This is a genomic window from Leifsonia sp. NCR5 (assembly GCF_002105485.1).
Lineage (GTDB): Bacteria > Actinomycetota > Actinomycetes > Actinomycetales > Microbacteriaceae > Leifsonia.
Genome location: NZ_NCSR01000004.1, coordinates 100,514 through 127,039, shown reverse-complemented (window position 1 = coordinate 127,039; position 26,526 = coordinate 100,514). Strand labels below are relative to the sequence as shown.

Here is a 26,526-nt window from a genome sequence, read left to right as displayed (position 1 = left end):
CGGCGGCACGTGGCAAGCTTGTCTGGTGGGACGAGCGGACGGCAACGACAGGCGGGTGACCACCGAGCCGATCGACGACTCGTCCGCCACCATCCTGCACGTCGACATGGACGCGTTCTTCGCCTCCGTCGAACTGCTCGACCGACCGGATGCGCGCGGCAAGCCCGCCATCGTCGGTCACCCGGGCCCGCGCTCGGTCGTGACCAGCGCGACGTACGAGGCGCGCAAGTTCGGGGTGCGCTCCGCGATGCCCGTCTCCCAGGCGCTCCGGCTCTGCCCGCAGGCGATCATCCTGCCGCCGCACATGCACAAGTACAAGGAGTATTCGGAGAAGGTCATGGCGATCTTCTCCGAGGTCACCCCGCTGGTGGAGGCGCTGAGCATCGACGAGGCGTTCCTGGATGTCGCGGGCGCCAGGCGGCTGCTCGGGTCTCCGCGCCGTATCGCCGAGCTGATCAGGGCGCGTGTGTACTCCGAGACCGGCCTCACCTGCTCGGTCGGCGCAGCGCCCACCAAGTTCATGGCCAAGCTGGCCTCCGGCCGGGCCAAGCCGGACGGCGTGCTGGTCATCCCGGAGTCCGCGATCATCTCCTACCTGCGCCCGCTGCCGGTCGGGGCGCTCTGGGGCGTGGGCGCCAGCACCCAGCAGGCGCTCGATCGACTCGGGATGCGCACGGTCGCCGACCTCGCCGACGCACCGCTGCACGTGCTGCAGAAGGCGGTGGGCGACGCCTCCGGACGCAAGCTGCACGAGCTCGCGAACGGCAGGGATCCCCGCTCTGTGGTCACGGAGACCCGCGAGAAGAGCGTCGGGCACGAGATGACGTTCGAGACCGACGTCTCCGATCAGGACCTGCTGCGCCGCGAGCTGCTGCGGCTGTCCAACCAGGTGGGGGAGCGGCTGCGCAAGCACGGGTTCGTCGGGCGCACCGTCGCCCTCAAGCTGCGGTTCTCCGACTTCCGCACCGTGACGCGCTCGCGCACCCTCGGCGAGCCGACCAACGTCGGCAGGCGCATCTTCGAGGAGGCGTGGCAGGTCTACGAAGGGCTCGACCTCGGCCGCACCCCGATCCGCCTCATCGGCGTGCGCGCCGAGCAGCTGCTCGACGGCGGAGGCGACAGCCTGGCGCTCTGGGATCCGGACGACGAGTGGCGCGAGACCGAGCGAACGCTCGACGCGGTCAGCGCACGGTTCGGGCGCGGGATGATCGGGCCGGCCTCCCTGGTTAAACGCCAGCCGGACGCCGACGCGGCGGCCGACGACGGCCGCAACCCGCGCTGGCTCAGCGACTGAGCGTCAGCGCAGCAGGCTGAGCGCGTGACCGGTCAGCGCAGCCCGACGATGATGCCGCGGTGGTCGCTGCCGTTGTCCGGCAGCACGTCGCTCGACACGTTCGTCATGCCGCGCACCAGCGCGTGATCGAGCCGGGCGACCGGGAACTCGGCCGGCCAGGTGAAGCCGAAGCCGAGCGTGCTGTCCGGCGCCTCGGTAAGCGTGGACAGCAGCGGCTGGAACTTGCGGTCGGTGCTCGCCGTGTTGAAGTCGCCGACCACGATCAGCTTCGCCGCGTCGTCTGCGGCGACCGTCTCCGCCAGCTGCGACAGCATCGTGTCGCGCGACTGGTATGCGCCGGGCCGGACGGACGCGATGTGCACCGCGTAGACGCGCGTCGGCGTTCCCGGCGTCGCCAGGTCGACCCGCACCGCCCTGTCCCAGCCGAGGCCGAGGTCGAGCCGCTGCTCGTCGCTGATCGGGTACTTGCTCCAGACGCCGACCGTGCCGACGACGGCACTGTGCGGGTAGCCGGGGGCGAGGACGCCCGCGACCGTCTCCCGCGAGGTGGCGTCGAGTTCCTGCAGGGCGATCACGTCCGGCGCGCGGTCGGCGAGGTCTTTCGCGATCGCGCCCGCCGCAGTGTTCTGGGCGTGGATGTTCTCGCTCGCGACAGTCAGCGACGGCGCTCCCGCGTGCATCCCGGGCAGGATGGTCGGCAGGAACATGCTGCCCCAGACCGCGGCGGCCGCCGCGACGCAGAGCCCGCCGAACAGGGACAGCCGCAGCAGAGAGGCGATGCCGAGCAGCAGGATGACCCCGCCGAGCCACGGCAGGAAGGTCTCGATCAGCGACGCGGACCCCACGATGTTCGGCAGCAGACCGTGCCAGAGCAGCAGGGCGCCCACCATGAGGGCGAGCAGGCCTGTGACGATGCCGCGCGGGCCACGGCTGGAACGGATCATCGACACTCGCACGATTATTCACGGTGCACCGCTGAGAACCCGCCGCAAACGCTGGACAGAGGCTGAGCACTGCCCTGGTGAGCCTGGGAGCGGGAGGGTACGGTTGCTGCATGACCAACATCTCCCTGAAGCTCGCGGAAACGATCAGCTCAAACGGCATCAAGTCGGTCTACGGCGAGCCCGTGGAGATCGACGGGACCACCATCGTCCCTGTCGCGGCCGTGCAGTACGGCTTCGGCGCAGGCTCGGCCGGGGAGGGCGAGGACGCCGACGCCCCCGGTGGAGCGGGCGGTGGAGGCGTGAGCATCCCGTTCGGCGCGTACATCAACGACGAGACCGGTGTGCACTTCCGTCCGAACATCATCACGCTGCTCGCGGTCGCCATCCCGTTCGTCTGGGTGGCCGGCCACGCCTGGGCACGCATCATCCGGGCGTTGAAGAAGTAGACTGAACGCGAACACGGGAGTCCGGTGAGCCGGGCTGAGAGGAAACTTCTCAAGTTTCGACCGTTGAACCTGATCTGGATCATGCCAGCGCAGGGAGACATTCTCGAATCCCGTGCCCTCTTTCCACGAACGAAAGGGCACGAACAGTGCACGCAACACTCTCTCCGAGCACCACAGCCGATCGCAGCACGCGCGTCCTGAAATGGCGGGTCGTCGACATCGTCGTCGCCAGCGTGGTCGCCGTCGCCTCCGGCGTCGTCTTCTGGGTCTGGGGCCAGCTCGACAATCCCATCTCCGGTCCGGTGAGCGCTGTGCTCCCGGGCTTCCAGGGCATCCTGAACGGGCCGTGGCTGTTCGCGGGCGTGCTCGGTGCGCTGATCATCCGCAAGCCGGGTGCTGCGATCTACACCGAGCTGGTCGCCGCGACCGTCTCGGCGCTGATCGGAACGCAGTGGGGCTTCGCGACGCTCATCTCCGGGCTGGTGCAGGGCCTCGGCGTCGAGATCGTCTTCGCCCTGTTCCTCTACGCAAACTGGCGGCTGCCCGTCGCGCTGCTCGCGGGCGCAGGAGCGGGCATCGCCGAGTCGATCCTGGATCTCCTCTACTGGTACCCGGGCTCCAAGCTCGGCTTCGTCGTGACGTACACGATCACCACGACCATCTCCGGCATCGTCGTGGCCGGGCTGCTCTCCTGGCTGCTCGTGCGCGCGCTGGCGAAGACCGGCGCGCTCAGCAGGTTCGCATCCGGTCGCGAGGCGACAGGCAGGGTCTGATCATCGCAGGCAGTGCGGATGGTCTGCGCGGACCGTCAGCCCCGGTCGCCGTTCGGGTCGACGACTGGGGCTGGCGCTATGCCGGGCGCAACGCGTGGGCGGTCAGCGGACTGAGCCTGAGCATCCAGCCGGGGGAGCGGGTGCTGCTGCTCGGCGCATCCGGGGCGGGCAAGTCGACCGTGCTCGCCGGCCTCGCCGGGGTGCTCGGCGGGGACGACGACGGGGAGACCGTCGGGTCCGTCACCGTCGGGGGACGGCGCCCGGCCGATGCGCGTGGGGCGAGCGGGCTGCTGCTGCAGGACCCGGACTCGCAGGTCATCCTCGCGCGCGTCGGAGACGACGTGGCCTTCGCCTGCGAGAACCTCGGCGTGCCGCGCGAGCAGATCTGGCCGAGGGTGCGGGATGCGCTCGACGCGGTGCGGCTCCGGGTGCCGCTCGACCACCCCACCGCGGAGCTCTCCGGCGGTCAGAAGCAGCGGCTCGCCCTCGCCGGGCTGCTGGCGATGCGGCCGGGACTGCTGCTGCTCGACGAGCCGACGGCGAACCTCGACCCGGACGGCGTGATCGAGGTGCGTGAGGCTGTCGAGTCCGTGCTCGAGGCCACCGGGGCGACGCTGATCGTGGTCGAGCACCGCGTGGCCGTCTGGCGCGGCATCGTGGACAGGGTGATCGTGCTCGCCTCCGACGGCGGTGTGCTCGCCGACGGACATCCGGATGCCGTGCTCGCCGACACCTCGAACGAGCTGAGGACGGCAGGCGTCTGGCTGCCCGACGAACCGGTGCCCGTCGCCAGGGAGGTCGTCACCGGCGCACCGCTGCTGACCGCCGACGCGCTGGCGTTCGGCCGCGGTCCTGCCGTCGCCCGTCGCGCCCGGCGGGGGAGGCGCGGCCACGCGGACAGGACGGCCGAGCTCGCTGCCGCAGCGCTGCCCGACCGGGTGGATGCGCGCATCGCCGAGGGCTCGGCGCTCGCCCTGGTCGGCAGGAACGGCGCGGGCAAGTCGACCCTGGCGCTCACCCTCGGCGGCCTGCTCCCTCCGCTCGGCGGGGTACTGCGCGCAGAGGCGGCCCTCGCCGGTCAGGCCGGGCACGAGCCCTCCGCGTGGCGCTCGCGCGACCTGCTCACCCGCATCGGCAGCGTGTTCCAGAATCCGGAGCACCAGTTCGTCGCCTCCACGGTCCGGGACGAGCTCGCCATCGGGCCGCGCGTCCTGCGCGAGCCGGAGAGCGCGGTGACCGCGCGGGTCGACGAGCTGCTCGACCGGCTCTCGCTCGCACCGTTCGCCGACGCGAACCCGTTCACGCTCTCTGGCGGCCAGAAGCGCCGCCTCTCGGTGGCGACGGCGCTCGCCACCCGGCCCACCGTTCTCGTGCTCGACGAGCCGACGTTCGGCCAGGACGCCAACACCTGGGCCGGCCTGGTCGCGATGATCGCCGAGCTGCGCGCCGACGGGCACGCCATCGTCGCCGCGACCCACGACGACGAGTTCGTGACCGCCATCGGCGCGACCAGGCTCGCGCTCGGCGCCGGAACGGAGGTGCGCGCGTGAGCATCATCGCCCCGGTGCGCCAGGGACCGCTCGGCGCCGTCAACCCGGTCGCCAAGCTGGGCGCGGCCCTCATCGTCACGGTGGTGCTGCTGCTGTCCATCGACATCGTCTCCGCCGCAGTCGCGCTCGGCCTCGAGCTGGTGCTGCTGTGCTTCTCGCGCATCCCGTTCCGGGTGCTCGCGCTGCGCACGGCTCCGGTCTGGATCGCCGCGCCGCTCGCCGGGATCACCACGCTGCTCTACGGCCGCACCAGCGGCGTCGTCTACGTGCAGTGGATGTTCGTGGAGATCAGCGACGGCTCCATCCAGCTGGCGGTCGCGACCACCCTGCGCATCCTCGCGATCGGCCTCCCCGCCGTGCTGCTTTTCATCACCATCGACCCGACCGACCTGGCCGACGGCCTGGCACAGGTGCTTCACCTTCCTGCGCGGTTCGTGCTCGGCGGCCTGGCCGGGCTGCGGCTGGTCGGGTTGTTCGTCGACGACTGGCGCGCGCTCAGCCTCGCCAGGCGCGCCCGCGGCATCTCGGAGTCCGGAGCGCTCCGCCGGATGCTCGGCCAGGCGTTCGCCCTGTTCGTGCTGTCGATCCGCCGGGGCACCAAGCTCGCGACGGCGATGGAGGCGCGCGGCTTCGGGGCGTCGACCGTGCGCACCTGGGCGCGGCAGAGCGTGTTCCGCGGGCGGGACTGGGTGGCGCTCTCCGTCGCCGCAGCCGTCGCGATCACCGCGGCCGGCGCCGCCATCGCAGCGGGGACGTGGCATGTCCTCGGCGCGTGACGCCGAGCTGCGGCTGCGGGATGCGCTGCAGCGAGCGATCCGGGATGCGACCGTGCGCCGGGCGGCGCCGGTCGTGCTCATCGACGGGCCGAGCGGGGCGGGGAAGAGCTCCCTCGCCGACCTGCTGCTGGCGGACTGGCCGGGCGACGTCGCCCCACGGCTGGTGCGGATGGACGACCTGTACCCGGGCTGGGGCGGCCTGGATGCGGCGAGCGAGGCGGTCGGGACGGACCTGCTCGCGCCGCTCCGCGCATCCGGGGCAGGACGGTGGCGACGCTGGGACTGGGCGGCCGACGCCCCCGCCGAGTGGCACACCGTCGACGGCGACGCGCCCCTGATCGTCGAGGGATGCGGGACGCTCGCTCGTGCGAACGCGCGGCTCGCCGACCTCGCGCTCTGGCTCGACGCGGACGACGCCCTGCGAAAGGAGCGCGCGCTCGCCCGCGACGGACTCTCCTTCGCCACCCACTGGGACCAGTGGCAGCACGACTTCGAGCGCTACCTCGCGCGCGAACGCCCGAGGGAGAACGCCTCGCTCGTGCTCGACGTGACCGACTGGCCGCTGGCCGCAGCCCGGCAGGCAGCGCAGAGGACTAACGTTGAGGCATGACCGCAGCAGAACAGACTGAGACCGAGTACATCGTCGAATACGTCGACGGCCCCCTGGCCGGAACGACCGAGCGACGCCTCCTGATCGACGGCAAAGTGGACGAGCGCATCGGCGCCGTGGCGGCCATCGAGGGTCTCGAGTCGCTGTTCTGGTACGTGGCGGGTGCCGAGCGCACCGTCAACGGCGAGAAGTACGTGTCGTACTCGTTCGACGCCCCGGACAGCGACCCCGTCGAGACCGAGAAAGAGGAAGAGTCCCTCTAGGCGGGCAGCTGGCGGGCCGGGCCGGCCGAGCCGGTCAGGCCCAGCCCAGCTCGTGCAGGCGGGCGTCGTCGATGCCGTAGAAGTGCGCGATCTCGTGCACCAGCGTGACGTGGATCTCCTCACGGAGCTGGTCGATGTCGTCGCAGATCGACAGCAGCGGCTCGCGATAGAGAATGATCCGGTCCGGCATCTCGCCGAAGCCGTAACTGTCGCGCTCGGTGAGCGCGACCCCGTCGTACAGCCCGAGCAGGTCGAGCGAGCCGTCTTCCGGACGGTCCTCGACCACGAACACGACGTTGTCGAGCCCGTCGACCATCTCGTCCGGCAGTTCGTCGAGCTCGTCGGTGACCAGGCGCTCGAAGGCGTCGGCGTCCAGCTGGATCGGCACGGTCACCACGCCTGGGCGGTGGCGGCGTGCAGGTCGAGCAGTTCGACCGTGCGCTCGCTCGGACCGCGGCCGAACCCGCACTCCGTCGCGACGCCGAACCTCGGCTGAACGGCCACCGCCGCCGCGATCCTGCGCTCGGCGCCGTCGACGCCGTCCTCGTGGTGCAGCAGCCCGAGGTACAGCTCGGTGTGCTCGGGCACGGTCACGCCGGCGAGCGGTGCGAAGAACTCGGCGTCGTCGCGTTCGATCGGCACGGGCAGGTGGAACCAGGTGATCGGGCGCGTCGCAGCGCCGAGCACGCCGCCGAGCACGTCGGCCAGGTGACCGGCGTCCGTCGGCTGCACGAAGTGCGCCTCCTCGACGTCGCCGTAACAGAGGTGGTATCCGACCTCGACATCGGCCGGGACGGCCGCTGCCTGTCGGACGGCGCGTTCGACGACACCGCCGAGAACGTCGTCGAACCACGGCACGATGGCGTGGTGCGACCGGATGTTCGCCGACTCGAGCAGGGCGAACTCGACGGCCGTGTCCCACTGGATCGCGAGGCTGTCGTGCGGGATGCCGTCGACGATGCGCTGGAGCTCGGCGAACAGGGCCCGCTCGTATGCAGGCTCGAACGCCGCGCGGTGCTCGGCGACCACGAACGCCCCGGTGATGGCCGCCGGTGTGGGCAGCGACACCTGGAACCGGGTGCCTTCCGCGATTTCGCCGGCCGCGCGCATCCTGTCGAAGGTTGCGAACGACTCCAGGGCCGCGTCGGCGTAACCGAGGTTCGGGAACACGAGGTCGTCGGCGGACACCCCGTCGTCGATCACGAAGGGGCGCCCGTCGAAGACACCGCGGATGTAGAACGGCTCGACCGGGATGCGGGACAGCCCGCTCATCGTGTCGAAGCGCTTGGTCTGGAACTGGATCCAGTAGAACCGCTCACCGACCTCGCCATCCGGGATGCGGTGCATCCGGTCGCCGAGGTGGGTGCTGACGGTGCGGAAGACGGTCTCCGCGTCTGGCAGGTTGACGCTGCCGACGAGGTGGGCTCCCTGGACGGTGGGGGTGTTCACCCGCGCGAGTCTACCGGGCGCCCGTGCCGTGGATCAGTACCAGTTGACCGACTGCGAGTGCGACCAGGCGCTGCACGGGGTGCCGTACGAGCGGGAGATGTAGTCGAGGCCCCACTTGATCTGGGTGCCGGCGTTGGTCTGCCAGTCGCTGCCCATCGTGGCCATCTTGCTTCCGGGGAGGGCCTGCGGGATGCCGGTGGCTCCGCTGCCCGCGTTGTACGCCTGGTAGTTCCAGCCGGACTCCTTCTGCCACAGGTTGCTGAGGCAGGAGAACTGGTCGTCGCCCCAGCCGTGCGCGGCGAGGAGCGAGCGGGCGACGGACTTGGCGCCGTCCGGGGTGTTGGCGTTGGCGAGTGCGGCCGCTGCGGCCTCCGCCGCCTTGCGGTCTGCCTCCGCCGCCGCTGCCGCGAGGGCGTCGGACGCGGCCTTCGCGCTGTCGATGGTGGTGCGGAGCGTCGAGTCGTCGAGCTTGTGATAGCTGTCGAGGCCGGCGATGGCGGTCTTGGCCGCCGTCGGGTCTGCCTTCGCCGCGTATGCGTCGACGGTGCGGGTGGCGCCGACGATGGTGGTCTTCGCCTCGGACTCGAGGCGGTGGCGCACGATGCTCTCGTACACGCCCAGCTGTTCGTGGTGCATCCCGGTGGACTCGGAGAGTTCGCGGGTCTGCTTCTCGCTCTGCTGCTGGGCGACCGCGGGAGCGAAGAGCGATGCCGTCATCAGGGCGGCGGTGACGCCGGCGACGATGTGGCGGAAGGGGATGGTGGTGTTCTTGAAAGTGAGGGGCATGTGGTTCCTGGTTACGGGCTTCCCCGCCTGCCGTTCTGCGCACGGGCGCAGGGGAGGCACGGCTCTGCAGCGGTGAGGCTGCGGCCCGGCGGGCTGACACCGCGCAGGCACAGGCGTGATCCACCGGCGACCTGGTGGTCCGATGGCGTGCTGTGCGCAACGCGGGTGTGCCGCGCGAAACGTTCGGCGGGCATCCGGGGGTTGGGGGGGTGGATGCGCGGCAGGTGCACGGCACGACGGCGTACAGTGCCGTCGACCCGACAACGTTAGACGGCCAGTCTGGACGCGAGAGGCACGGAGCCTGGCAAAGTCGTGTGTGCGTTGCTGCTGATCAGCGGCCGTTTTCCTCGGCGGGGGACGGCCCGCCGGCGGCGGAGGTGGCTGTGGCGGTCGCGGCGGCGTGCTCGCGTTCCGCGGCCTCGTCTGCCGCATCCATGCGCGTGTCGGTGACCCAGAACATCCCGAGCAGGAGGCAGACCACCACGACGCCCATGCTGAGGAAGACCGCAGGCAGGCCGAAGAATTCGGCGATCACACCGCCGAGAGCCGCGCCGAGCGGCATGGTGCCCCAGGCGACCAGCCGGTATGCGCTGTTGACCCTGCCGAGGAGGCGGGGCGGTGCGATGCGCTGGCGGAGCGAGACCGTGATGACGTTCCAGATCGACACGGTGATGCCGCCGAGGAAGAACGCGGCGCCGATGACCCACGCGTCGGTCGTGAACGCGGGCGTTGCGACCGTGAGCACGCTGCCCAGGATGGTGAGGGCGAGCGCCCTGGCCCGGCCGAGCCTCCGCTCCGCCCACTCCGCGGCGAAGGAGCCGAGCACGCTGCCGAGCGCGGACGCGGTGAGCAGCAGGCCGTAGCCGGGGTCGGTCAGCTTCATGGCCGAGTTCGGGCCGACCGCGTAGAGCACGAGAACGGTGAAGGTGGCGCTCGACGCCAGGTTGAAGACGCCGACCATGATCGCCAGGACGCGCAGGATGGTGTTGTGCCAGAGGAAGCGGAGCCCCTCGGCGATGTCGGTGCGGATGGTGGTGGTGCCGGGGTGGTCGGTGCTGAAGCGCCCGCGGACGAGCAGCAGCATCCCGATCGCCAGCACCCAGAGCAGGACGGGCGCCCCGAAGGCGACGGCGATCCCGGATGCGACGAGGAAGCCGCCGAGCGGAGGCCCGACGAACTGGTTGGTGGTGAGCTCTGCAGCGTAGAGGCGGCCGTTGGCGCGGGAGAGCGCGTCCCTGCTCACGAGCTGGGGGAGGATCGATTGGGCGGAGGTGTCGTAGACCGTCTCCGCCGTGCCGACGAACAGGGCAACGGCGTAGAGCATCCAGATGGATCCTCCGCCGAGCAGAGCGATGACGACGAGCGCGGCCAGCAGCGTGGCGCGGGCCGTGTTGCCGATGAGCATCAGGCGCCGGCGGTCGAAGCGGTCGGCGAGGGCGCCGGCGGTGAGGGCGAACAGCAGCCAGGGCAGGGTGAACGCGAAGCCGAGTCCTGCGATCAGCGCCGGTGACTCGGTGTAGCGGATGGCCACGAGCGGGAGCGCGACCTTCATCACGCCGTCGGCCAGGTTGGAGAGCGCGGACGAGGTCCACAGCTTCCAGTACGGCGCTCCGAGGGACGAGGTCATGGAAGAACGATGACACAGTGATTGAGAAAACTCAATCGATGGGAGAAAGTCGGATCGAAGCGTAGAGTCTGCGTATGAGCGAGAGCGACAGTGCCCCCATCCATCCGGTCGATGCCAAGCGGCGCCCGGCGACGGTGAAGGAGACGAAAGCGCTCGCGCATCCACTGCGGGTGCGCATGGTGCGCCTGTGCGGGCAGTACGAGTTGACCAACAAGCAGCTGGCCGACCGCCTCGGCGTCGATCCAGGCACGGCGCACTATCACGTGCGCCAGCTCGTGGATGCGGGCTTCCTGGAACCCGCGCCGGTGCGCACGGGGGAGAGCGGCGCGCTGGAGAAGCCGTACCGCTCGACGGGGCGCAGCTGGTGGCTGTCGGATGCGCTGGCCGGGTCGGACCCGAGCGACGGGTTCGCGCCGGTGGAGGCGTTCCAGCAGGAGCTGGCGGAGGCGGGGCCGACGTCCATCGCCACGTACGCGCGATTCTCCCTGCATCTGTCGCCGGAGGACATCGAGGAACTGGACCGCAGGATCGTCGCGGTGATCGACGAGTACGTGGAGACGGACGATTCGCGGCGGGACCTCCCGGTGCATGGCGGGATGTTCCTGCTGCACCGCTCGGCGGACTGAGAGCCCGGCCTCAACGACGAAGCCCCCGCACTCGCGCGGGGGCTTCATTTACTTGGGGTGAGTAACGGGGCTTGAACCCGCGACCTCCTGGACCACAACCAGGCGCTCTACCAACTGAGCTATACCCACCATGTCTTCGTCCGGAACGCGGTCCCGAACAAAGCAACTCGACGATTCTATTACATTCGCGGGGCCCATTTTTCCACTACGGCCGCCGACACGCTCTGAACGTCGTCCGTGGTGGGTCCCGGTTCGCCCACGAACGCTGCGCGGCGGTAGTAATCGAGCTCCCGGATCGACTCGAGAATGTCGGCGAGAGCGCGGTGCCCACCGTGTTTGTCGGGCGCGTTGAAGTAGATGCGCGGGTACCAGCGGCGGGAGAGCTCCTTGATGGAGGACACGTCGACGCTGCGGTAGTGCAGGTGGTTGTCGAGGCGCGGCATGAACTTGGCGATGAACATCCGGTCGGTGCCGATGGTGTTCCCGGCGATCGGGGCCGTGCGCGCGGTCGGCGCGAACTTGAGCACGTACTCCAGCACTTCGTACTCGGCCTCCGCCAGGCTCTTGCCGTTCGGGATCTCGTCGATCAGCCCGGAGGTGGTGTGCATGTCGCGCACGAAGTCGTTCATGTTCTCGAGCGCGGACGCGTCCGGCTTGATGACGATGCTGAGGCCGGGGTCGAGCACGTTCAGTTCGAAATCGGTGATGACCACCGCGATCTCGACGAGTTCGTCGACCTCGAGGTCGAGTCCGGTCATTTCGCAGTCGATCCAGACCAGACGATCCGAGGAATTTGCCATGCTGAAAGTCTAGTGCGGCCCTCCGACGGGCAGCGGCACCGGCTGTTTCGCATCCATGCCGTCCCCGGCGGAGATGCGCCGCATGCGCCTGGCCGCCCACGGGATCGCGTACACGCGCAGCCAGGTGCGCAGCGGGATCTCCTCCGGCGGGGGAACCGGCTGGTCGGCTGCCGCCTCTCCGGCGGTCGTCGCCGCGATCTCCGCATACGGCACGCCGAGCGTGTGCGCCGCGTGCGCGGCGAGCAGCCGGTGGCCGCGGGCGCTCAGGTGCACGCGGTCGCTCGCCCACATGCTGCTCTCGCGGAACTCGCGCACGCCCCACACGTCGAGCACGATGGCCCTGTGATCCCGCGCGATGCTCCAGATGTTGGCGTTGAAGACGGCGGCGCGCCCGCGGAACGGCTTGAGGAAGAACGCGAACTGCGGGTCGAACAGGTTCGCCAGCAGGACGGTCGCGCCGGCCGCCCGCAGCGACCGGATGCCGGAGTCGAGACGCGAGGCAAGCGCATCCGGATCGGCGGCCGGGCTCATCAGGTCGTTCCCGCCGACCATCACCGAGACCAGGTCGGGGGAGAGCCGCAGCGCGTGCGGCACCTGCCCGTCGACCACGTCGGCGATGCGACGCCCCCGGACGGCGAGATTGGCGAACTCGAACGGATGCCCCGCCAGTCTGGCGTCCCCGTCGAGGATGGCGGCGAGGCGGTCGGCCCAGCCGATCCACGCCCCGGCCGGTTCAGGGTGCTGCGCTCCGCGCGCGGGCGGGGCATCGCAGAGGCCCTCGGTGATCGAGTCCCCGAGGGCGACATACCGGGTGAAAGCTGTGCGGCTCACATCCCGAGTCTGCCCACCGGTGCCGGGATGCGCGCGCCGACAGCCGCCGCTTGGCTCGATGGTCTCCGGATGTTCCCCGGACGTACACTGGAACCGTGGATTCGACATCGGCCGTTGGCCGTCCCGTCACCGACGGAGACGCTGTCCGGCTCACCCTGTACACGTCGGCGTTCTGCGAACCGTGCATGCAGACGCGCGCCGTGCTGGCCGAGGCGGCGCGGCTCGTGCCGCTGGTGACCGTGACCGAGCTGGACGTCGCCCGCAACCTGCAGAGCGCGGAGGCCGACCGCATCCGGGTCACCCCCACGGTGATCGTGGCGACGGCTGCCGGCGACGAGGTGTTCCGCGCGGAGGGCGTTCCGACGCTGCAGCAGGTGCTGGTTGCCGCGGCGAAAGCGGTCTGAGCTCAGGTTCGGCGCGGCGCGGCGGTGCGGCCCAGTCGTACTGCACAGCGGTGCCCCCGGCAGGAATCGAACCTGCGACCAAGAGATTAGAAGGCTCCTGCTCTATCCGCTGAGCTACGGGGGCGTGATTTCCACGATACCGCAGCCCGTCGGCGTCAGAGCGTCGCGCCGCTCTTGCCCGCCCTGTTGACGATGGCGATGGTGGGGCGGCGGCCCCGCAGGCCGAACCGGAGCCGCAGGCTCGCGCTCCTGGCGATCAGCAGGGCGATCACCACGGCGGCGACCGCGGGGACGACGCCGGAGATCATCATCGCGATATGCGGCCCGACCTGCTCAACGACCCAGCCCATGAACGGTCCGCCGATGGCCTGGCCGCCGAGCAGCACCAGGATGTAGAGCGAGATGACCCTGCCGCGGATCTGCACGTTCGACGACATCTGCACCAGCGAGTTCGCCGCCGTGATGAACAGCAGGTTGCCCACGCCGATGCCGATGAGGAGCACGCCGAACGCGATCTCCGACGGCGCGAATCCTGCGATGGCCTGGATGAAGCCGAGCGCGGCAGCCGTGCCGACCACCATGCTCAGCCGCACGCTCGTGCGGCGAGTGGATGCGAGGGCGCCGACCAGCGCGCCCGCAGCGACCAGCGCGTTGAACAGTCCGTAGCCCTGCGCGCCGACGTCGTAGACGTTGTTGGCGTAGGCCGCGAGGAACACGGGCATGTTGAACGCGAAGACGGCGATGATCGCGACCATCACGACGGTCCAGAAGATCACGGGCTTGCGGCGCACATACCGGATGCCCTCGGCCAGCTGGCCCTTCGCACGCGGGGCAGCAGGGGAGTGGTGCAGCTGCGAGCGGTTGAGCGAGAGCAGCGAGCCGACCACGGCGAGGCAGGCGACGGCGTTGATCACGAACGACCAGCCGCCGCCGACCGCGGTGATCAGAATGCCGCCGACCGCGGGGCCGATGAGGCCGCCGAGCTGGAAGATGGACGAGTTCAGGCTGATCGCGTTGCGCAGGTACTTCGGTCCGACCAGCTCGTTGACGAACACCTGACGGGTGGGGTTGTCGACCACGGTCACCAGTCCGAGCAGGAACGAGATGAGGTAGACGTGCCACACCTGGGTGAGTCCGGTGAGGGTGAGCGCGGCCAGGACGCCGGCCAGCAGCGCGGCGCAGGTCTGCGTGACGATGAGGATCTTCTGCTTGTTGTACCGGTCGGCGATCACGCCGCCGTGCAGGCCGAGCACGAGCATCGGCATGAACTGCATGAAGACCGTGATGCCGACGGCCGCGACGCTGCCGGAGAGCTGGAGCACCAGCCAGTCCATCGCGATGCGCTGCATCCAGACGGCCGTGTTGGCGACGAGGTTGCTTGCGGCGAACTTGCGGTAGTTGGGGACCTTCAGTGAGACGAACGTCTCCCGCCACGGTGGGCGCGTGCTGAGAACGGGCATGGGCCCGGTCGGTGGGGCTGCTGCGGTGGAGTTTGCCACGTGTATTCCTGCGTATCGAGTTTCGTATGAGGTTTCTGCACCTTCGACGTTACGCAACCTGAGCTATTCTTGCAGCGAATTGAACCTATAACTCCTATTGGATTACCGAATGGATGCGCGATGTTCGACCCTGTGCTGCTCCGCACCTTCCTCGCCGTGGCCGACACGCACAGCTTCACGAAGGCCGCCGCGCGGCTCGGGATCAGCCAGCCGACGGTCAGCCAGCACGTCCGACGGCTCGAAGCGGCGGCGAAACGGCAGCTGGTCGCCCGCGACACCCGGGATGTGCGGCTGACGGACAACGGGGACGCGATGGCCGGGTTCGCCCGCACGATCCTCGCGGCGCACGCGGAGGCCGACCGCTACTTCAGCGGCTCGGCGATGCGCGGGCGACTGCGCTTCGGCGCGGCGGACGACCTCGCGATCACGACGCTCCCGCGCATCCTGCGCCACTTCCGGCAGCAGCACCCGCAGATCAACCTGGAGCTCACCGTCGACCAATCGGCGCCGCTGTACCGCCGCCTGCAGGCCGGGCACCTCGACCTCATCTTCATCAAGCAGAACCCCGGCACGACGGAGGGCACGGTCGTCGCCACCGACGAACTGGTCTGGATGGGGCAGGAGAAGACGGTGCTGGAGCCCGAGCATCCTGTGCCGCTGATCGCATACCAGGGGCCGAGCATCAGCCGTCAGATCACGATCGACGCGCTGGAGGCCGCCGGCCGCACCTGGCGCATCACCTGCAACACGCGCGAGGTGAACGGGGTGCTGGCCGCGGTGCGCGCCGGTATCGGGATCGCGGTGTTCCCCCGGTCGCTCATCCCCACCGACCTCATCAAGGTCACCAACCGGTTCGGCCTGCCCGACCTCGGCCACGTCGACTTCACCCTGCTCTCCAACCCTGCCGCCGCGCGCGAGCCGGTCGACGCGCTCACCACGGCCATCCTCGCCAGGGCCGTCACCCGCATCCCCTAGCCGCCCGCCCCGTCGCGAGGGTGCAGCGGGTCAGCCGACGATCGGGATGCGATCGGGGTCCGGTGGGCGGAGGCCGCCGTCGGAGGAGCGCTTGCGCAGCGTGAGCGCGATGATCGGGAACGCGAGCACCGACAGCATCCCGGCTCCGACGAGCGCGGTGGCCGTCCCGGTCTTCAGGTCGCCCTCCGCCACCCCGATGTTGGTCACCGCGACGATGATCGGCAGACCGGTGGCGCTGAACAGCGTGAGCGCGCTGCGGTCGGCGAACGTCGACCCGCCCGGCGCGGCGAGCGAGCCCGGCAGCCCGCGCACGATCAGCATCAGCACCAGGAAGATCGGCAGCAGGAGCAGCGCGTGCGGGTCGGTGACGAGCGCGCGGAGGTCGAAGCCGATCCCGGTGTTGATGAAGAACACCGGCACCAGCACGCCGAACGCGACCGCCTCGAGCTTCCCCTCGACGAGTTTCGCGTCCGGCTCCGCGGCTCCGGAGAGCAGCACCCGGCAGATCACCCCGGCGGCGAACGCCCCGAGCAGCATGTCGAGCCCGAGCGCGAGGCTCAGCCCGACCAGTGCCGCGATCACCATCACGATGAACCGCACGGCGAACTGCCCGCTGGTGTGCAGCGTCGCCCGCACCAGCCCGTGGAAGCGTTCGTGCCCTCCGCGCGCGGCGAACCAGACGGCGAGGCCGGCGATCACCGCGAACGCGATCAGCACCAGGGAGGCCGCGAGCGGCTTCCGTCCGCTGAGGAACAGCGAGATGGCGAGCAGCGGACCGAACTCGCCGACGGCGCCGACCGCGGTGACGGCGCGCCCGAACGGCGTCTTCAGTTCGCCCGCATCCCGCAGCACCGGCATCAGCGTGCCGAGCGCGGTCGAGGTCAGTGCGATCCCCACGAACACGCCGGTCACCGCATCCGGGGACAGCAGGATGCCGATGACCACCCCGGCCACCAGCGAGATCAGCCAGCCGAGGGATGCGCGTTTCAGCGGCCGTCCCTTGATCGCCGCGAAGTCGATCTCGTTGCCCGCCATGAAGAACAGGAACGCCAGACCGAAGTTGGCGACAGCGTCGAGCATGTCCGACTTCGGCACCCAGCCGAGCACGGCCGGGCCGATCAGCAGGCCGAGCAGGATCTCGAACACGACGAGCGGGATCTTCGCCACCCGGCCGACCGCCGTGGCCAGCAACGACGCCACCACCGCGAGCAGCGGGACGAGCACGATGGTTCCGACGGCGGGGTCCATGCGCCGATGCTACTGGCTGCGAGCGATCAGCGGCCGTTCACACGGCGGAAACGCACCGGGGATATGGTGATGATCATGCGTGAACTCCAGGCCAGAATCATCGACGAACTGAACGTGAGCCCTGTCATCGACCCCGCCGCCGAGGTCGAGAAACGGGTGGGGTTCCTCGTCGAATACCTGACGACGACCGGCGCATCCGGTCTCGTCCTCGGCATCTCGGGCGGACAGGACTCCTCGCTCGCCGGCCGCCTCAGCCAGCTCGCCGTCGAACGCCTCGCCGAACGCGGGATCGACGCCGAGTTCATCGCCGTGCGGCTGCCGTATGCGGTGCAGCACGACGAGGACGACGCCCAGCTCGCCCTGTCGTTCATCCGGCCGCAGCGCACGGTGACGTTCAACATCCAGCGCGGCGTCGACGGCATCGAGGACGAGTACCTGGATGCGATCGGCGACGACATGTCCGACTTCAACAAGGGCAACGTCAAGGCGCGCGCCAGGATGGTCGCTCAGTACGCCATCGCCGGGCAGCGCCGCCTGCTCGTGGTCGGCACGGACCACGCGGCGGAGGCGGTCACGGGCTTCTTCACGAAGTACGGCGACGGCGGCACCGACATCCTGCCGCTCGCCGGACTCAGCAAGCGGCAGGGCCGCGCCCTCCTGGAGTACCTGGATGCGCCGGCGCGCCTCTACACGAAGGCTCCGACCGCTGACCTCCTCGACCACAACCCGGGCCAGACCGACGAGGACAACCTCGGCCTCAGCTACGCCGACATCGACGCGTTCCTCGAAGGCGAGGACGTGCCGGACAGGGTCGCGGAGACCATCGAGGCGCGCTACCTGGCCACGGAGCACAAACGGCAGCTGCCCGCCAGCATGTTCGACGAGTGGTGGCATCGCCGAGGCGACTACTCGCGCTGAGGCGCTAGACCTCGCCGCTCACGAAAATGGTCCAGGACCGCCACACCGTGGCAGTCCTGGACCATTTCTTCGTGGACCGGGGCCGGATCAGACCGGCTGGTTGAGTTTCGACGTCGGGGCGGTGTCGGAGGCGACGGGGCCGGTGCCCGTGTCGCTGCCGGTGCGCTCTGCCGCATAGGAGGGAAGCGGCGTCGTAGCGAGCTGCGTCTGGCCGGCCGGTGCCGGTGCCTGTGCCTGTGCCGTCTGGTCGCCAGTGTCGGCCGTGGTCGGCGCATACTGCTCGTGGTGCTGCTGGGCGACCCACGCATCCTGTTGTGCGATCAGCGTGCGGTCGGTGTCGGTGTTCTCGAAGCGCCAGCGTTCGAGGTCGCCCTGGAAGATGCGGCGCGCGCGGCTCGGCTTGTTCTGCCATTCGATGAGGCGGTCGCGGAACTCCGCGATGGCCGGGTCGAGCTGGTAGCCGAACGTGGCAGACGCACGCTTCATCTCTGCGAGCTGGTGTCCTGCCCAGTTCGCCGCGATGCCGGAGCCCTTGATCGGGAGCAGTCGCACCATGATGTCGGCCTGGCCGACGGCGCGGTCGGAGAGCACCTGCTCACCCGGGGTGAGGGAGTTCCAGACGGACGCCTCCGTCGCAGCGTCGACGAGCGCCGCGATGGCGGACGCCTTCTGCTGACGGTCGGTGCGGGAGAGCAGCCCTTTGACCGCGCCGCGCGCGATCCAGGCGCCCAGCAGTCCGGCAATGATCACGGCGACGGCGAGAACCACCGCGTTGAACACCACCGGCTGCGCGTCGGACGAAGTGAGCCAATCCACGAAATCATTCCACCACTGCATGCGGTGATGTTAACCTCGGCGGTCTCTCATCTCCGGCACGCCGCCCGGCGCGTCCGCGTCCCCGTGATCAAGGTGTGACCGAACCCGCCCGCCGCTACTCGTCTTCGAGGTGCTCCGTGCCGTCCACGGCGTACGGCTCGATGCTGGCGATCTCGTCCGCGGTGAGTGCTGGTGCGTCGAGCGCGGCGATGTTCTGCTCCAGCTGGGCGACGCTGGATGCGCCGATCAGCGCGCTCGTGACGCCCGGCTGCCGCAGCACCCAGCTGAGCGCCAGCTGCGCGAGCGACTGGCCGCGGGCGGCGGCGATGTCGTTGAGCGCGCGGGCGCGTTCCAGGTAGACCGGGCTGAGCTGCTTCTCCGACAGGAAGTGGCTGGTGGCCGCGCGGGAGCCGGCGGGAACGGTGCCGTCCAGGTAGCGGTCGGTGAGCATCCCCTGGGCGAGCGGCGAGAAGACGATGCTCCCGGCTCCCACCTTCTCGAGCACGGGGAACAGGCCGTCTTCGATGTGCCTGTCGAACATCGAATACCGCGGCTGGTGGATGAGCAGCGGGACGCCGTGGTCGGCCAGGGCCGCCGCAGCTGCCGTGGTCTGCTCCGGCGAGTAGTTGGAGATGCCGGCGTAGAGCGCCTTGCCCTGCTTCACGGCGGTGGCGAGCGCGCCCATCGTCTCCTCGATCGGGGTCTCCGGATCCGGCCGGTGCGAATAGAAGATGTCGACGTAGTCCAGCCCGAGGCGGCCGAGGCTCTGGTCGAGGGACGACAGCATCGTCTTGCGGGAGCCCCACTCGCCGTATGGGCCGTTCCACATGAAGTACCCGGCCTTCGTGGAGACCACGATCTCGTCGCGGTACGGCAGGAGGTCTTCGCGCAGGATGCGTCCGAAGTTGGTCTCGGCGGTGCCGGCGGGAGGCCCGTAGTTGTTGGCGAGGTCGAAGTGCGTGACGCCGAGGTCGAACGCGCGGCGCACGATGGCGCGCTGCGTCTCGATCGGGCGCTCGTCGCCGAAGTTGTGCCACAGCCCGAGCGACAGGGCTGGAAGCTTCAGCCCGCTGCGTCCGCTGCGGTTGTACGTCATCGTCTCGTAGCGGTTCTCCGCGGGTTCGTAAGCCATGTCTTCATCGTAGGAGAATGAGGACGGTCGAAACGAAAGGGATGTTGATGGACACATATGTCATCGCCGGTGGGTGCTTCTGGTGCCTGGATGCGGTCTACCGTGTCCTCCGCGGCGTGCAGGACGTCGTCTCCGGATACACGGGCGGCACCGCCGTCGACCCCACCTACGAAGAGGTCTGCACCGGCTCGACCGGCCACGCCGAGGCCGTCGCGGTCACCTTCGACCCCGAGGTGATCCCGCCGAGCGTCATCCTCGACGTGTTCTTCACCCTCCACGACCCCACCCAGCTGAACCGCCAGGGCGCCGACGTCGGCACCCAGTACCGCTCCGCGATGTTCTACGACGGCGACGAGCAGAAGGCCCAGTTCGAAGCGGCCATCGAGCGCGCGAAGACCTACTGGGACGGCACTGTCGTCACCACGCTCGAGCCGCTCGGCACCTTCTATCGCGCCGAGGAGTACCACCAGGACTTCTTCGCCAAGAACCCCGGGCAGGGATACTGCCGGGCGGTTGCCCAGCCGAAGGTGAACAAGATCAGGGCCTCGTACGCGCCGTATGTGATCGCGGCGTAGCGGCCGCGCGGGCTTCTGCGCCGCACTTCTCCGTCGCGCCCCTTCCGCCCAGCTCCTCCACAGCATCTGGCCGAGCCGACTTCTCCACAGTTCTCTCGCGCCCGGTCCGACGCCGACGCTCTCCCCGCAGACTCGGAACACCACACCGAGCCTTTCGAGGAGAGCACCATGAACGACACCATCACCGTCACCGGAGTCGTCGCGACCGACCCGCGCCACATCGTCACCACCGAGGGCCTTTCGGTCACGAGCTTCCGCCTCATCACCACGAACACCGTCTACGACGTGGATGCGGACGCCTGGCAGAACACCCGGTGCAACTGGTTCACGGTCTCCGCATACCGACAGCTCGCCTCCAACGTGGCCGGCTGCGTCAGCCGCGGCGATCCGGTCCTGGTCACCGGCCGTCTCACGGTGCGCGAATGGTCCGACGGTGACGACCCATCCTCGCGCGGGATCACGGCGGAGATCGAGGCGGACGCCCTCGGCCACGACCTCGCGTGGGGGAGCGCGACGTTCGCCCGCACCGTCCAGGGCGTCCGCGCGGTCGACGTTCCCTCAGCGACGGCTGTCTAGAATGAGGCATAACGATTCGAGCGCTGCCGTCCAGGCAGCKGCCCGCCCGGGCCGGAGTCCAGCGACGGAGAGCGATGCCCCACCTGCCCAGCCCCCACGCCGCGCCGGCCGCTGCCCGGCCCACCCACGCTCCCGCGGGTGCGACCGCCACCGCGCGCCCGCTGCGCCACCTGCTCGCATCCACCGCCGGGGTGCTCCTCATCGCAGGCTCGCTCGCCGGTTGCGTCGGTGGAACCCCCGCCCAGGCCACGACAGCGCCGACACCATCCTCCACGCCGTCCGCTACGAGCACTCCAGCCGCAGTTCCGGAACTCGTCCCCGGCGGCACCGCCCAGCAGAACCTCCCCTTCTTCGACAAGGTCAACCGGGCCACCCTCGCGGCGAACCCCGCCGCGAAGGGCCGCGACTTCATCGACGCCCTCGTCGCGGCCGGCTTCGACAAGTCGGCCATGCAACTCACGGTCGACACCACCACGATCGGCCTGGCCGCCAACTCGATCCAGTTCTCGGTCAAGCTCGGCGACACCTGCCTCATCGGCCAGAACGGCGCAGACGCGGGCGGCTACAACAGCCTGACCACCCCGGTCCTCGGCACCGGCGGCTGCCTCGTCGGCCAAACCAGGGCGATCGACTGGTAACGCAGCCCTCCCTCCCGCTGGACCGGCCGGCCCCATCCTCCGAATAGACTGGACCTCATGGCCGAATACATTTACTCGATGGTGCGCGCCCGCAAAGCGGTCGGCGACAAACTGATTCTGGACGACGTCACGATGGCGTTCCTGCCCGGAGCGAAGATCGGTGTCGTCGGTCCGAACGGCGCCGGTAAGTCGACCATTCTGAAGATCATGGCCGGGCTCGACACCCCGAGCAACGGCGAGGCGAAGCTCACGCCCGGGTACACCGTCGGCATCCTCATGCAGGAGCCCGTGCTCGACGAGAACAAGACCGTTCTCGAGAACGTCCAGGAGGGCGTCGGCGAGATCAAGGGCAAGGTCGACCGGTTCAACGAGATCTCCGCGCTGCTCGCAGACCCGGATGCCGACTTCGACACGCTGCTCGCCGAGATGGGCACCCTGCAGGAGCAGATCGACGCCCAGGACGCCTGGGACCTCGACTCCCAGCTGGAGCAGGCGATGGATGCGCTCCGCTGCCCGCCGGGGGACTGGCCGGTCAACACGCTCTCCGGTGGTGAGAAGCGCCGCGTCGCGCTCTGCAAGCTGCTGCTGCAGAAGCCCGACCTGCTCCTCCTCGACGAGCCCACCAACCACCTCGACGCCGAGAGCGTGCTGTGGCTGGAGCAGCACCTGGCCAAGTACCACGGTGCCGTGCTCGCCGTCACCCACGACCGGTACTTCCTCGACCACGTCGCGGAGTGGATCGCCGAGGTCGACCGCGGTCACCTGTATCCGTACGAGGGCAACTACTCCACTTACCTCGAGAAGAAGCGCGAGCGTCTCGAAGTCGCTGGCAAGAAGGACGCGAAGCTCGCCAAGCGCCTCTCCGAGGAGCTCGACTGGGTGCGCAGCAACGCCAAGGGCCGCCAGGCCAAGTCGAAGGCCCGTCTGGCCAGGTACGAGGAGATGGCGGCGGAGGCGGAGCGCACCAGGAAGCTCGACTTCGAGGAGATCCAGATTCCGCCGGGACCGCGTCTCGGCCAGGTCGTCATCGACGCGAAGAACCTGGAGAAGGGGTTCGGCGACCGCAAGCTCATCGACGGCCTCACGTTCACGCTTCCGCGCAACGGCATCGTCGGCGTCATCGGCCCGAACGGTGTCGGTAAGACCACCCTGTTCAAGACGATCGTCGGTCTCGAACCGCTCGACGGCGGCGAGCTGAAGATCGGCGAGACGGTCCAGATCTCCTACGTCGACCAGTCGCGTGGCGGCATCGACCCGAACAAGACGCTGTGGGAGGTCGTGTCCGACGGGCTCGACTACATCCAGGTCGGCAAGACCGAGGTGCCGTCGCGTGCGTACGTGTCGACGTTCGGCTTCAAGGGCCCTGACCAGCAGAAGAAGGCCGGCGTGCTCTCCGGTGGTGAGCGCAACAGGCTGAACCTGGCGCTGACGCTCAAGCAGGGCGGCAACCTGCTGCTCCTCGACGAGCCGACGAACGACCTGGACGTCGAGACCCTGTCCAGCCTCGAGAACGCACTGCTCGAGTTCCCCGGCTGTGCCGTGGTCATCACCCACGACCGGTGGTTCCTCGACAGGATCGCCACGCACATCCTCGCCTACGAGGGCACGGAGGAAGACCCGGCGAACTGGTACTGGTTCGAGGGCAACTTCGAGGCGTACGAGGAGAACAAGGTGCAGCGACTCGGCCCGGACGCCGCCAAGCCACACCGTTCCGCGTACCGCAAGCTCACGCGCGACTGACATCCGAGCACAGACCGAAGGGCTGCCTGATGCGACTGCATGTTCCGATCAAGCTCCGGTGGAGCGACCTGGATGCGTACGGGCACGTCAACAACGCCGAGATGCTGCGTCTCCTGGAGGAGGCGCGGATCGAGGCGTTCTGGGTCACCGACGACGCCGAGGAGGCGGTGGGAGGGTCGACCGCCGTCCTCGACGGGCGGCCGGGCGCGGACACGCTGACGCTGATCGCGCGGCAGGAGATCGAGTACCTCGCCCCCATCCCGTATCTGCGGCAGCCGCTCGACGTGCAGCTGTGGCTGGGCAGGCTGGGCGGGGCGAGCCTGGAGGTCTGCTACGAGGTGCGGTCGCCCGCCGGAACCGAGCCGGAGATCCTGTACTCGCGGGCGGCGACGACCATCGTGCTGGTGGATGCGGCCAGCCAGCGTCCGCGACGCATCAACGAGCGCGAGCGGGCAGCCTGGACGCCGTACCTCGACGACCCCGTGCAGTTCACCAAGCGCGCCTGACGCCGCCTACTTCGTCACGGTGACCGTCTCGCCGGACACGGTGGCGGTCAGCTTCGGGAGCGGCTGGCTGGCCGGTCCGCCGAGCACGTCGCCGGTGGTGGCGTCGAAGCGCGAGCCGTGGCACGGGCAGTCGAACTCCTTGCCTTGCGGTGCGACCGTGCATCCCTGATGGGTGCAGACGGCGCTGAACGCGACCACCTTTCCCGCGGTCGGCTGCGAGACCACGATCGGCGCAGAGCCCATCTTCGCCGAGACGGCGCCTCCGACCGGGATGGACGACAGCGGCACCTTCACGGAGCTGTCCGAGCCCGTCGACTCCGAGCCGTCGGCGCCGTCCGCCGTGCAGGCCGTGAGCAGCAACGCCCCGGCGCCGACGGCGGTGGCACCGCCGAGCTGGACGAGGGTGCGGCGGGTGAGCGGTGTCGAGTCGTTCATGCGGGGTCCTCCCGGTCGGCGTAGCGTTCTCTTACGGTATGCACGAAGCTGCTGTGCATACGGTTCACCGCGCAGTGTCGCAGATGAACCTTTTCGCATCCTGTCCCGTGTCTGTGGTGGAGGTGTCATGGCGAACGAGGATGCGCGGCTGCTGCGCGAACTGCACGATCAGCACGCGCAAGCGGTCTGGCGCTATGTCGTGCATCTCACCGGCGACAGGGCGATGGCCGACGACATTGTGCAGGAGACCCTGCTGCGGGCGTGGAAGCGGCCTGCCGTGCTCGACCAGTCGCAGTCGTCGGCGCGGGCGTGGCTGTTCACCGTCGCCCGCAACCTCGTGATCGACGACAAGCGCAGCGCGCGCAACCTGCACGAATACGGCACGGACACCCTGCCGGAGCGCCCGGGGAACAGCGAGTCGGACGCCGTGCTGGACGCCTGGCTGGTGTCGGATGCGCTGGCCGAGCTGTCCGTCGAACACCGCGCCGTGATCGTCCACGCCTACTACGGCGGACGGTCGATCGCGGAGATCTCGCGCGAACTGGACGTTCCGGAGGGGACGGTCAAGTCGCGCATCCACTACGGTTTGCGAGCGCTTCGACTCGCCCTGCAGGAGAGGGGAGTGACGGAGCGATGACCGGACACGAGGAGTTCGCCACCTGGGACGGAGCATACGTGCTCGGGGCCCTGTCGCCCGCCGACCGGCGTGCGTACGAGGAGCACCTGCGCACCTGCGCGGCGTGCACCGCTGACGTGGCCGAGTTGGCCGGGCTGCCCGGCCTGCTGCGACAGGTGTCGGCCGAGGACGCCTTCGCGCTGCTCGACCCCGCGCCGAGAGGCGCAGCAACCGCCGGCGCCACAGGCACGACAGACAGCACAAACACCACCGAGCCTGCACCGGATGTGTTCCCCGCCCTCCTCAGCGCCGCGCGCCGCCGCCGGATGCGCACCCGCTGGTGGACCGCCGGCACGCTGCTGGCCGCCGCCGCGATCGTCGCCGTGTCGGTGTTCGCGCTTCCGGCCGTGTTCGCGCCGCACACCGACGTGGCGGGGACGAGGGTGACGCTGAGCCAGGTGGAGCCCAGCGCGCTCTCTGCCGACGTCCGGCTCGTCACCGAGCCGTGGGGGACCAGGATCGAGTCGAGCTGCAGCTACTCGGAGGTGAGCGGCACCGAGGGCAAGAGCTGGGCGTACGCGATGGTCGTCACCGACCGGGCGGGCACGCAGACGCAGGTCGCCACGTGGACCGCGGGTCCTGGCTCCACCGTGAAGCCGACGGCCACCACCAGCGTCGCCAAGGCGGACATCGCATCCATCGACATCCGGTCCGCGGTCGACGGGACGGTGCTGCTGAAGACCAGCTTCGGGTAGCCGCCGCGGGCGGCTAGGCCAGCGGCACCCGCACCATCGCCTCCTGCGCGACGCTCGCCACCAGGCGCCCGTCGCGGCTGAAGATGCGGCCGAGGGCGAGTCCGCGACCCCCGCTTGCGCTCGGCGACTCCTGCACGTAGAGCAGCCACTCGTCGACGCGTGCAGGACGGTGCCACCACATCGCGTGGTCCAGGCTCGCCGCGCGCAGTCCGGGGGTGGCCCAGGCGACGCCGTGCCTGCGCATCACGGACTCCATGATCGTGTAGTCGCTCGCGTACGCGAGGGCTGCGCGGTGCAGGTCCGGGTCGTCCGGCAGTGCGCCGATCGAGCGGAACCAGACGGCCTGGTGGGCGACGTGCTCTCCGTCGACCGTCAGGTAGATGGGGGAGGTGATGTGGCGGATGTCGAACGGCCGCTCGCTCGCCCAGTACTGCGCCACGGGATGCTCCACGTTCTCCAGGCTGTCCGCCGAGTTCGGCAGCGTCTCCGGATCCGGGATGTCCGTCGGCATCTCGACCTGGTGCGTCAGGCCCTCGTCCTCGTCCTGGAACGAGGCGATCATCGACAGGATCGGCTGACCGCTCTGGTACGCCTGAGTGCGCCTGGTCGAGAAGGACCGGCCGTCGTGGATACGGTCAACGGAGAACGTGATCGGCAGGTTCACGTCGCCGGGACGCAGGAAGTAGCCGTGCATCGAGTGGATCGCGCGCCCGTCCGGGACGGTGCGGGAGGCGGCGACGATGGACTGCGCGAGCACCTGGCCGCCGAAGACGCGACCGAGCGGCATCCACTGGGATGGGCCGGTGAAGATGTCTTCGCTGGTCCTCGCGCCGGTGTCCGTCAGATCGAGCGCGGTCAGAAGTGATGCCAGGGGCTCGGTCACTGTGCCTCCATTGAGTTCTCTCTTGGTAGTTTAGA

General features: G+C 69.5%; 31 protein-coding genes, 2 tRNA genes and 1 riboswitch. Of the genes, 18 read left to right on the top strand and 15 right to left on the bottom strand.

Features of this window, described 5'->3' with window-relative positions:
- Positions 1-25 precede the first annotated feature (25 nt).
- Positions 26-1,294 (top strand): DNA polymerase IV, encoded by a 1,269-nt coding sequence (dinB, locus tag B7438_RS05385; protein ID WP_373270189.1) that lies wholly within the window; start codon positions 26-28, stop codon positions 1,292-1,294.
- A 32-nt stretch (positions 1,295-1,326) separates the two neighbouring features.
- On the opposite strand, the gene B7438_RS05380 is transcribed toward dinB, so the two are convergent.
- Positions 1,327-2,238, bottom strand: coding sequence for an endonuclease/exonuclease/phosphatase family protein (locus B7438_RS05380; RefSeq protein ID WP_168689308.1), 912 nt, complete (start codon positions 2,236-2,238; stop codon positions 1,327-1,329).
- A gap of 110 nt (positions 2,239-2,348) precedes the next feature.
- Between B7438_RS05380 and B7438_RS05375 the strand changes: the two genes are divergently transcribed.
- The 6 genes from B7438_RS05375 (at position 2,349) to B7438_RS05350 (ending at position 6,656) form a co-directional block, all read left to right on the top strand.
- The gene (locus B7438_RS05375) at positions 2,349-2,684 is read left to right on the top strand and encodes a GerW family sporulation protein (protein ID WP_085368522.1); all 336 of its coding nucleotides are present in this window, start codon (positions 2,349-2,351) and stop codon (positions 2,682-2,684) included.
- Positions 2,685-2,696: 12 nt separating this feature from the next.
- A riboswitch (TPP riboswitch) is annotated at positions 2,697-2,797 on the top strand.
- 33 nt (positions 2,798-2,830) lie between these two features.
- Complete coding sequence (locus tag B7438_RS20795; RefSeq protein ID WP_085368521.1) at positions 2,831-3,457, top strand: ECF transporter S component; 627 nt, start codon at positions 2,831-2,833, stop codon at positions 3,455-3,457.
- A gap of 2 nt (positions 3,458-3,459) precedes the next feature.
- Positions 3,460-5,007: an ABC transporter ATP-binding protein gene (locus tag B7438_RS05365; protein ID WP_373270188.1), complete on the top strand. Its 1,548-nt coding sequence runs from the start codon at positions 3,460-3,462 to the stop codon at positions 5,005-5,007.
- Positions 5,004-5,783, top strand: coding sequence for an energy-coupling factor transporter transmembrane protein EcfT (locus tag B7438_RS05360; RefSeq protein ID WP_085368520.1), 780 nt, complete (start codon positions 5,004-5,006; stop codon positions 5,781-5,783). Before B7438_RS05365 ends, B7438_RS05360 begins: the two co-directional genes overlap by 4 nt.
- Complete coding sequence (locus B7438_RS05355; protein WP_085368519.1) at positions 5,767-6,393, top strand: ATP-binding protein; 627 nt, start codon at positions 5,767-5,769, stop codon at positions 6,391-6,393. The genes B7438_RS05360 and B7438_RS05355 overlap by 17 nt, the downstream gene beginning before the upstream one ends.
- On the top strand, positions 6,390-6,656 hold the full coding sequence (locus tag B7438_RS05350; RefSeq protein ID WP_085368518.1) for a hypothetical protein: 267 nt from the start codon (positions 6,390-6,392) through the stop codon (positions 6,654-6,656). The genes B7438_RS05355 and B7438_RS05350 overlap by 4 nt, the downstream gene beginning before the upstream one ends.
- Before the next feature lie 34 nt (positions 6,657-6,690).
- On the opposite strand, the gene B7438_RS05345 is transcribed toward B7438_RS05350, so the two are convergent.
- The 4 genes from B7438_RS05345 to B7438_RS05330 all read right to left on the bottom strand — a co-directional run bounded on the left by B7438_RS05345 (position 6,691) and on the right by B7438_RS05330 (position 10,518).
- The gene (locus B7438_RS05345; RefSeq protein WP_373270186.1) at positions 6,691-7,050 is read right to left on the bottom strand and encodes a metallopeptidase family protein; all 360 of its coding nucleotides are present in this window, start codon (positions 7,048-7,050) and stop codon (positions 6,691-6,693) included.
- Positions 7,047-8,105, bottom strand: a complete 1,059-nt coding sequence (locus B7438_RS05340; protein WP_085368517.1) for a hypothetical protein — start codon at positions 8,103-8,105, stop codon at positions 7,047-7,049. Before B7438_RS05340 ends, B7438_RS05345 begins: the two co-directional genes overlap by 4 nt.
- 33 nt (positions 8,106-8,138) lie before the next feature.
- Entirely contained in the window at positions 8,139-8,891 is a 753-nt protein-coding gene (locus B7438_RS05335; RefSeq protein ID WP_085368516.1) for a hypothetical protein, read from the bottom strand.
- Positions 8,892-9,222: 331 nt separating this feature from the next.
- On the bottom strand, positions 9,223-10,518 hold the full coding sequence (locus B7438_RS05330) for an MFS transporter (protein WP_085368515.1): 1,296 nt from the start codon (positions 10,516-10,518) through the stop codon (positions 9,223-9,225).
- A gap of 74 nt (positions 10,519-10,592) precedes the next feature.
- Here B7438_RS05330 and B7438_RS05325 point away from each other — a divergent pair, with 74 nt between their 5' ends.
- Positions 10,593-11,144, top strand: a complete 552-nt coding sequence (locus B7438_RS05325) for a transcriptional regulator (RefSeq protein WP_085368514.1) — start codon at positions 10,593-10,595, stop codon at positions 11,142-11,144.
- Between the two features lie 53 nt (positions 11,145-11,197).
- Here B7438_RS05325 and B7438_RS05320 read toward each other — a convergent pair.
- From B7438_RS05320 to B7438_RS05310, 3 genes are all read right to left on the bottom strand, one after another.
- Positions 11,198-11,273: transfer RNA gene (locus B7438_RS05320), tRNA-His, on the bottom strand.
- 50 nt (positions 11,274-11,323) lie between these two features.
- The gene (gene orn / locus B7438_RS05315) at positions 11,324-11,944 is read right to left on the bottom strand and encodes an oligoribonuclease (RefSeq protein ID WP_085368513.1); all 621 of its coding nucleotides are present in this window, start codon (positions 11,942-11,944) and stop codon (positions 11,324-11,326) included.
- A 9-nt stretch (positions 11,945-11,953) separates the two neighbouring features.
- On the bottom strand, positions 11,954-12,775 hold the full coding sequence (locus tag B7438_RS05310; RefSeq protein ID WP_085368512.1) for an SGNH/GDSL hydrolase family protein: 822 nt from the start codon (positions 12,773-12,775) through the stop codon (positions 11,954-11,956).
- A 95-nt stretch (positions 12,776-12,870) separates the two neighbouring features.
- On the opposite strand from B7438_RS05310, the gene B7438_RS05305 reads away from it, so the two are divergent.
- A complete protein-coding gene (locus B7438_RS05305; RefSeq protein ID WP_085368511.1) occupies positions 12,871-13,179 on the top strand; it encodes a thioredoxin domain-containing protein in 309 nt (102 codons plus the stop codon).
- 51 nt (positions 13,180-13,230) lie between these two features.
- On the opposite strand, the gene B7438_RS05300 is transcribed toward B7438_RS05305, so the two are convergent.
- Both B7438_RS05300 and B7438_RS05295 read right to left on the bottom strand, forming a co-directional pair.
- Positions 13,231-13,303 (bottom strand) — tRNA-Arg (locus B7438_RS05300).
- Positions 13,304-13,334: 31 nt separating this feature from the next.
- A complete protein-coding gene (locus tag B7438_RS05295; protein ID WP_085368510.1) occupies positions 13,335-14,639 on the bottom strand; it encodes an MFS transporter in 1,305 nt (434 codons plus the stop codon).
- Positions 14,640-14,798: 159 nt separating this feature from the next.
- On the opposite strand from B7438_RS05295, the gene B7438_RS05290 reads away from it, so the two are divergent.
- The gene (locus B7438_RS05290) at positions 14,799-15,653 is read left to right on the top strand and encodes a LysR substrate-binding domain-containing protein (RefSeq protein ID WP_085368509.1); all 855 of its coding nucleotides are present in this window, start codon (positions 14,799-14,801) and stop codon (positions 15,651-15,653) included.
- Positions 15,654-15,683: 30 nt separating this feature from the next.
- Here B7438_RS05290 and B7438_RS05285 read toward each other — a convergent pair whose 3' ends face one another.
- The gene (locus B7438_RS05285; protein ID WP_085368508.1) at positions 15,684-16,901 is read right to left on the bottom strand and encodes a cation:proton antiporter; all 1,218 of its coding nucleotides are present in this window, start codon (positions 16,899-16,901) and stop codon (positions 15,684-15,686) included.
- 75 nt (positions 16,902-16,976) lie between these two features.
- On the opposite strand from B7438_RS05285, the gene nadE reads away from it, so the two are divergent.
- Entirely contained in the window at positions 16,977-17,819 is an 843-nt protein-coding gene (gene nadE / locus B7438_RS05280; RefSeq protein ID WP_085368609.1) for an ammonia-dependent NAD(+) synthetase, read from the top strand.
- A gap of 87 nt (positions 17,820-17,906) precedes the next feature.
- Here nadE and B7438_RS05275 read toward each other — a convergent pair whose 3' ends face one another.
- A complete protein-coding gene (locus B7438_RS05275; RefSeq protein ID WP_247597380.1) occupies positions 17,907-18,635 on the bottom strand; it encodes a hypothetical protein in 729 nt (242 codons plus the stop codon).
- Positions 18,636-18,750: 115 nt separating this feature from the next.
- Positions 18,751-19,767 carry an aldo/keto reductase gene (locus tag B7438_RS05270; RefSeq protein WP_085368507.1) on the bottom strand — a complete coding sequence of 339 codons (1,017 nt, stop codon included), beginning with the start codon at positions 19,765-19,767 and terminating at the stop codon, positions 18,751-18,753.
- Between the two features lie 47 nt (positions 19,768-19,814).
- Here B7438_RS05270 and msrA point away from each other — a divergent pair, with 47 nt between their 5' ends.
- The 5 genes from msrA (at position 19,815) to B7438_RS05245 (ending at position 23,802) form a co-directional block, all read left to right on the top strand.
- Entirely contained in the window at positions 19,815-20,342 is a 528-nt protein-coding gene (msrA, locus tag B7438_RS05265) for a peptide-methionine (S)-S-oxide reductase MsrA (protein ID WP_085368506.1), read from the top strand.
- A gap of 168 nt (positions 20,343-20,510) precedes the next feature.
- Positions 20,511-20,918, top strand: coding sequence for a single-stranded DNA-binding protein (locus tag B7438_RS05260; protein WP_085368505.1), 408 nt, complete (start codon positions 20,511-20,513; stop codon positions 20,916-20,918).
- A gap of 74 nt (positions 20,919-20,992) precedes the next feature.
- Positions 20,993-21,556 (top strand): hypothetical protein, encoded by a 564-nt coding sequence (locus B7438_RS05255; protein ID WP_256921876.1) that lies wholly within the window; start codon positions 20,993-20,995, stop codon positions 21,554-21,556.
- Between the two features lie 57 nt (positions 21,557-21,613).
- Complete coding sequence (ettA, locus tag B7438_RS05250) at positions 21,614-23,296, top strand: energy-dependent translational throttle protein EttA (RefSeq protein ID WP_085368504.1); 1,683 nt, start codon at positions 21,614-21,616, stop codon at positions 23,294-23,296.
- 29 nt (positions 23,297-23,325) lie between these two features.
- On the top strand, positions 23,326-23,802 hold the full coding sequence (locus tag B7438_RS05245; RefSeq protein ID WP_085368503.1) for a thioesterase family protein: 477 nt from the start codon (positions 23,326-23,328) through the stop codon (positions 23,800-23,802).
- A 6-nt stretch (positions 23,803-23,808) separates the two neighbouring features.
- Here B7438_RS05245 and B7438_RS05240 read toward each other — a convergent pair whose 3' ends face one another.
- Positions 23,809-24,237: a ubiquinol-cytochrome c reductase iron-sulfur subunit gene (locus B7438_RS05240; RefSeq protein WP_085368502.1), complete on the bottom strand. Its 429-nt coding sequence runs from the start codon at positions 24,235-24,237 to the stop codon at positions 23,809-23,811.
- Between the two features lie 127 nt (positions 24,238-24,364).
- Here B7438_RS05240 and B7438_RS05235 point away from each other — a divergent pair, with 127 nt between their 5' ends.
- The gene (locus tag B7438_RS05235; RefSeq protein ID WP_085368501.1) at positions 24,365-24,874 is read left to right on the top strand and encodes a sigma-70 family RNA polymerase sigma factor; all 510 of its coding nucleotides are present in this window, start codon (positions 24,365-24,367) and stop codon (positions 24,872-24,874) included.
- The gene (locus tag B7438_RS05230) at positions 24,871-25,608 is read left to right on the top strand and encodes an anti-sigma factor (RefSeq protein WP_085368500.1); all 738 of its coding nucleotides are present in this window, start codon (positions 24,871-24,873) and stop codon (positions 25,606-25,608) included. The genes B7438_RS05235 and B7438_RS05230 overlap by 4 nt, the downstream gene beginning before the upstream one ends.
- A gap of 13 nt (positions 25,609-25,621) precedes the next feature.
- Here B7438_RS05230 and B7438_RS05225 read toward each other — a convergent pair whose 3' ends face one another.
- Complete coding sequence (locus tag B7438_RS05225) at positions 25,622-26,491, bottom strand: acyl-CoA thioesterase II (protein ID WP_179150728.1); 870 nt, start codon at positions 26,489-26,491, stop codon at positions 25,622-25,624.
- Between the last annotated feature and the right edge of the window lie 35 nt (positions 26,492-26,526).

Excerpts from the sequence above, each read along its gene's own strand:
- B7438_RS05330 (WP_085368515.1), bottom strand. The coding sequence starts at position 10,518 with ATGACCTCGTCCCTCGGAGCGCCGTACTGGAAGCTGTGGACCTCGTCC.
- B7438_RS05270 (WP_085368507.1), bottom strand. The coding sequence starts at position 19,767 with ATGGCTTACGAACCCGCGGAGAACCGCTACGAGACGATGACGTACAAC.
- ettA (WP_085368504.1), top strand. The coding sequence starts at position 21,614 with ATGGCCGAATACATTTACTCGATGGTGCGCGCCCGCAAAGCGGTCGGC.
- B7438_RS05290 (WP_085368509.1), top strand. The coding sequence starts at position 14,799 with ATGTTCGACCCTGTGCTGCTCCGCACCTTCCTCGCCGTGGCCGACACG.
- B7438_RS05235 (WP_085368501.1), top strand. The coding sequence starts at position 24,365 with ATGGCGAACGAGGATGCGCGGCTGCTGCGCGAACTGCACGATCAGCAC.
- B7438_RS05355 (WP_085368519.1), top strand. The coding sequence starts at position 5,767 with ATGTCCTCGGCGCGTGACGCCGAGCTGCGGCTGCGGGATGCGCTGCAG.
- orn (WP_085368513.1), bottom strand. The coding sequence starts at position 11,944 with ATGGCAAATTCCTCGGATCGTCTGGTCTGGATCGACTGCGAAATGACC.
- B7438_RS05375 (WP_085368522.1), top strand. The coding sequence starts at position 2,349 with ATGACCAACATCTCCCTGAAGCTCGCGGAAACGATCAGCTCAAACGGC.
- B7438_RS05295 (WP_085368510.1), bottom strand. The coding sequence starts at position 14,639 with ATGCCCGTTCTCAGCACGCGCCCACCGTGGCGGGAGACGTTCGTCTCA.
- B7438_RS05255 (WP_256921876.1), top strand. The coding sequence starts at position 20,993 with ATGCCCCACCTGCCCAGCCCCCACGCCGCGCCGGCCGCTGCCCGGCCC.
- B7438_RS05350 (WP_085368518.1), top strand. The coding sequence starts at position 6,390 with ATGACCGCAGCAGAACAGACTGAGACCGAGTACATCGTCGAATACGTC.
- nadE (WP_085368609.1), top strand. The coding sequence starts at position 16,977 with ATGCGTGAACTCCAGGCCAGAATCATCGACGAACTGAACGTGAGCCCT.
- B7438_RS05325 (WP_085368514.1), top strand. The coding sequence starts at position 10,593 with ATGAGCGAGAGCGACAGTGCCCCCATCCATCCGGTCGATGCCAAGCGG.
- B7438_RS05335 (WP_085368516.1), bottom strand. The coding sequence starts at position 8,891 with ATGCCCCTCACTTTCAAGAACACCACCATCCCCTTCCGCCACATCGTC.
- msrA (WP_085368506.1), top strand. The coding sequence starts at position 19,815 with ATGGACACATATGTCATCGCCGGTGGGTGCTTCTGGTGCCTGGATGCG.
- B7438_RS05380 (WP_168689308.1), bottom strand. The coding sequence starts at position 2,238 with ATGATCCGTTCCAGCCGTGGCCCGCGCGGCATCGTCACAGGCCTGCTC.
- B7438_RS05230 (WP_085368500.1), top strand. The coding sequence starts at position 24,871 with ATGACCGGACACGAGGAGTTCGCCACCTGGGACGGAGCATACGTGCTC.
- B7438_RS05245 (WP_085368503.1), top strand. The coding sequence starts at position 23,326 with ATGCGACTGCATGTTCCGATCAAGCTCCGGTGGAGCGACCTGGATGCG.
- B7438_RS05285 (WP_085368508.1), bottom strand. The coding sequence starts at position 16,901 with ATGGACCCCGCCGTCGGAACCATCGTGCTCGTCCCGCTGCTCGCGGTG.
- B7438_RS05240 (WP_085368502.1), bottom strand. The coding sequence starts at position 24,237 with ATGAACGACTCGACACCGCTCACCCGCCGCACCCTCGTCCAGCTCGGC.
- B7438_RS05260 (WP_085368505.1), top strand. The coding sequence starts at position 20,511 with ATGAACGACACCATCACCGTCACCGGAGTCGTCGCGACCGACCCGCGC.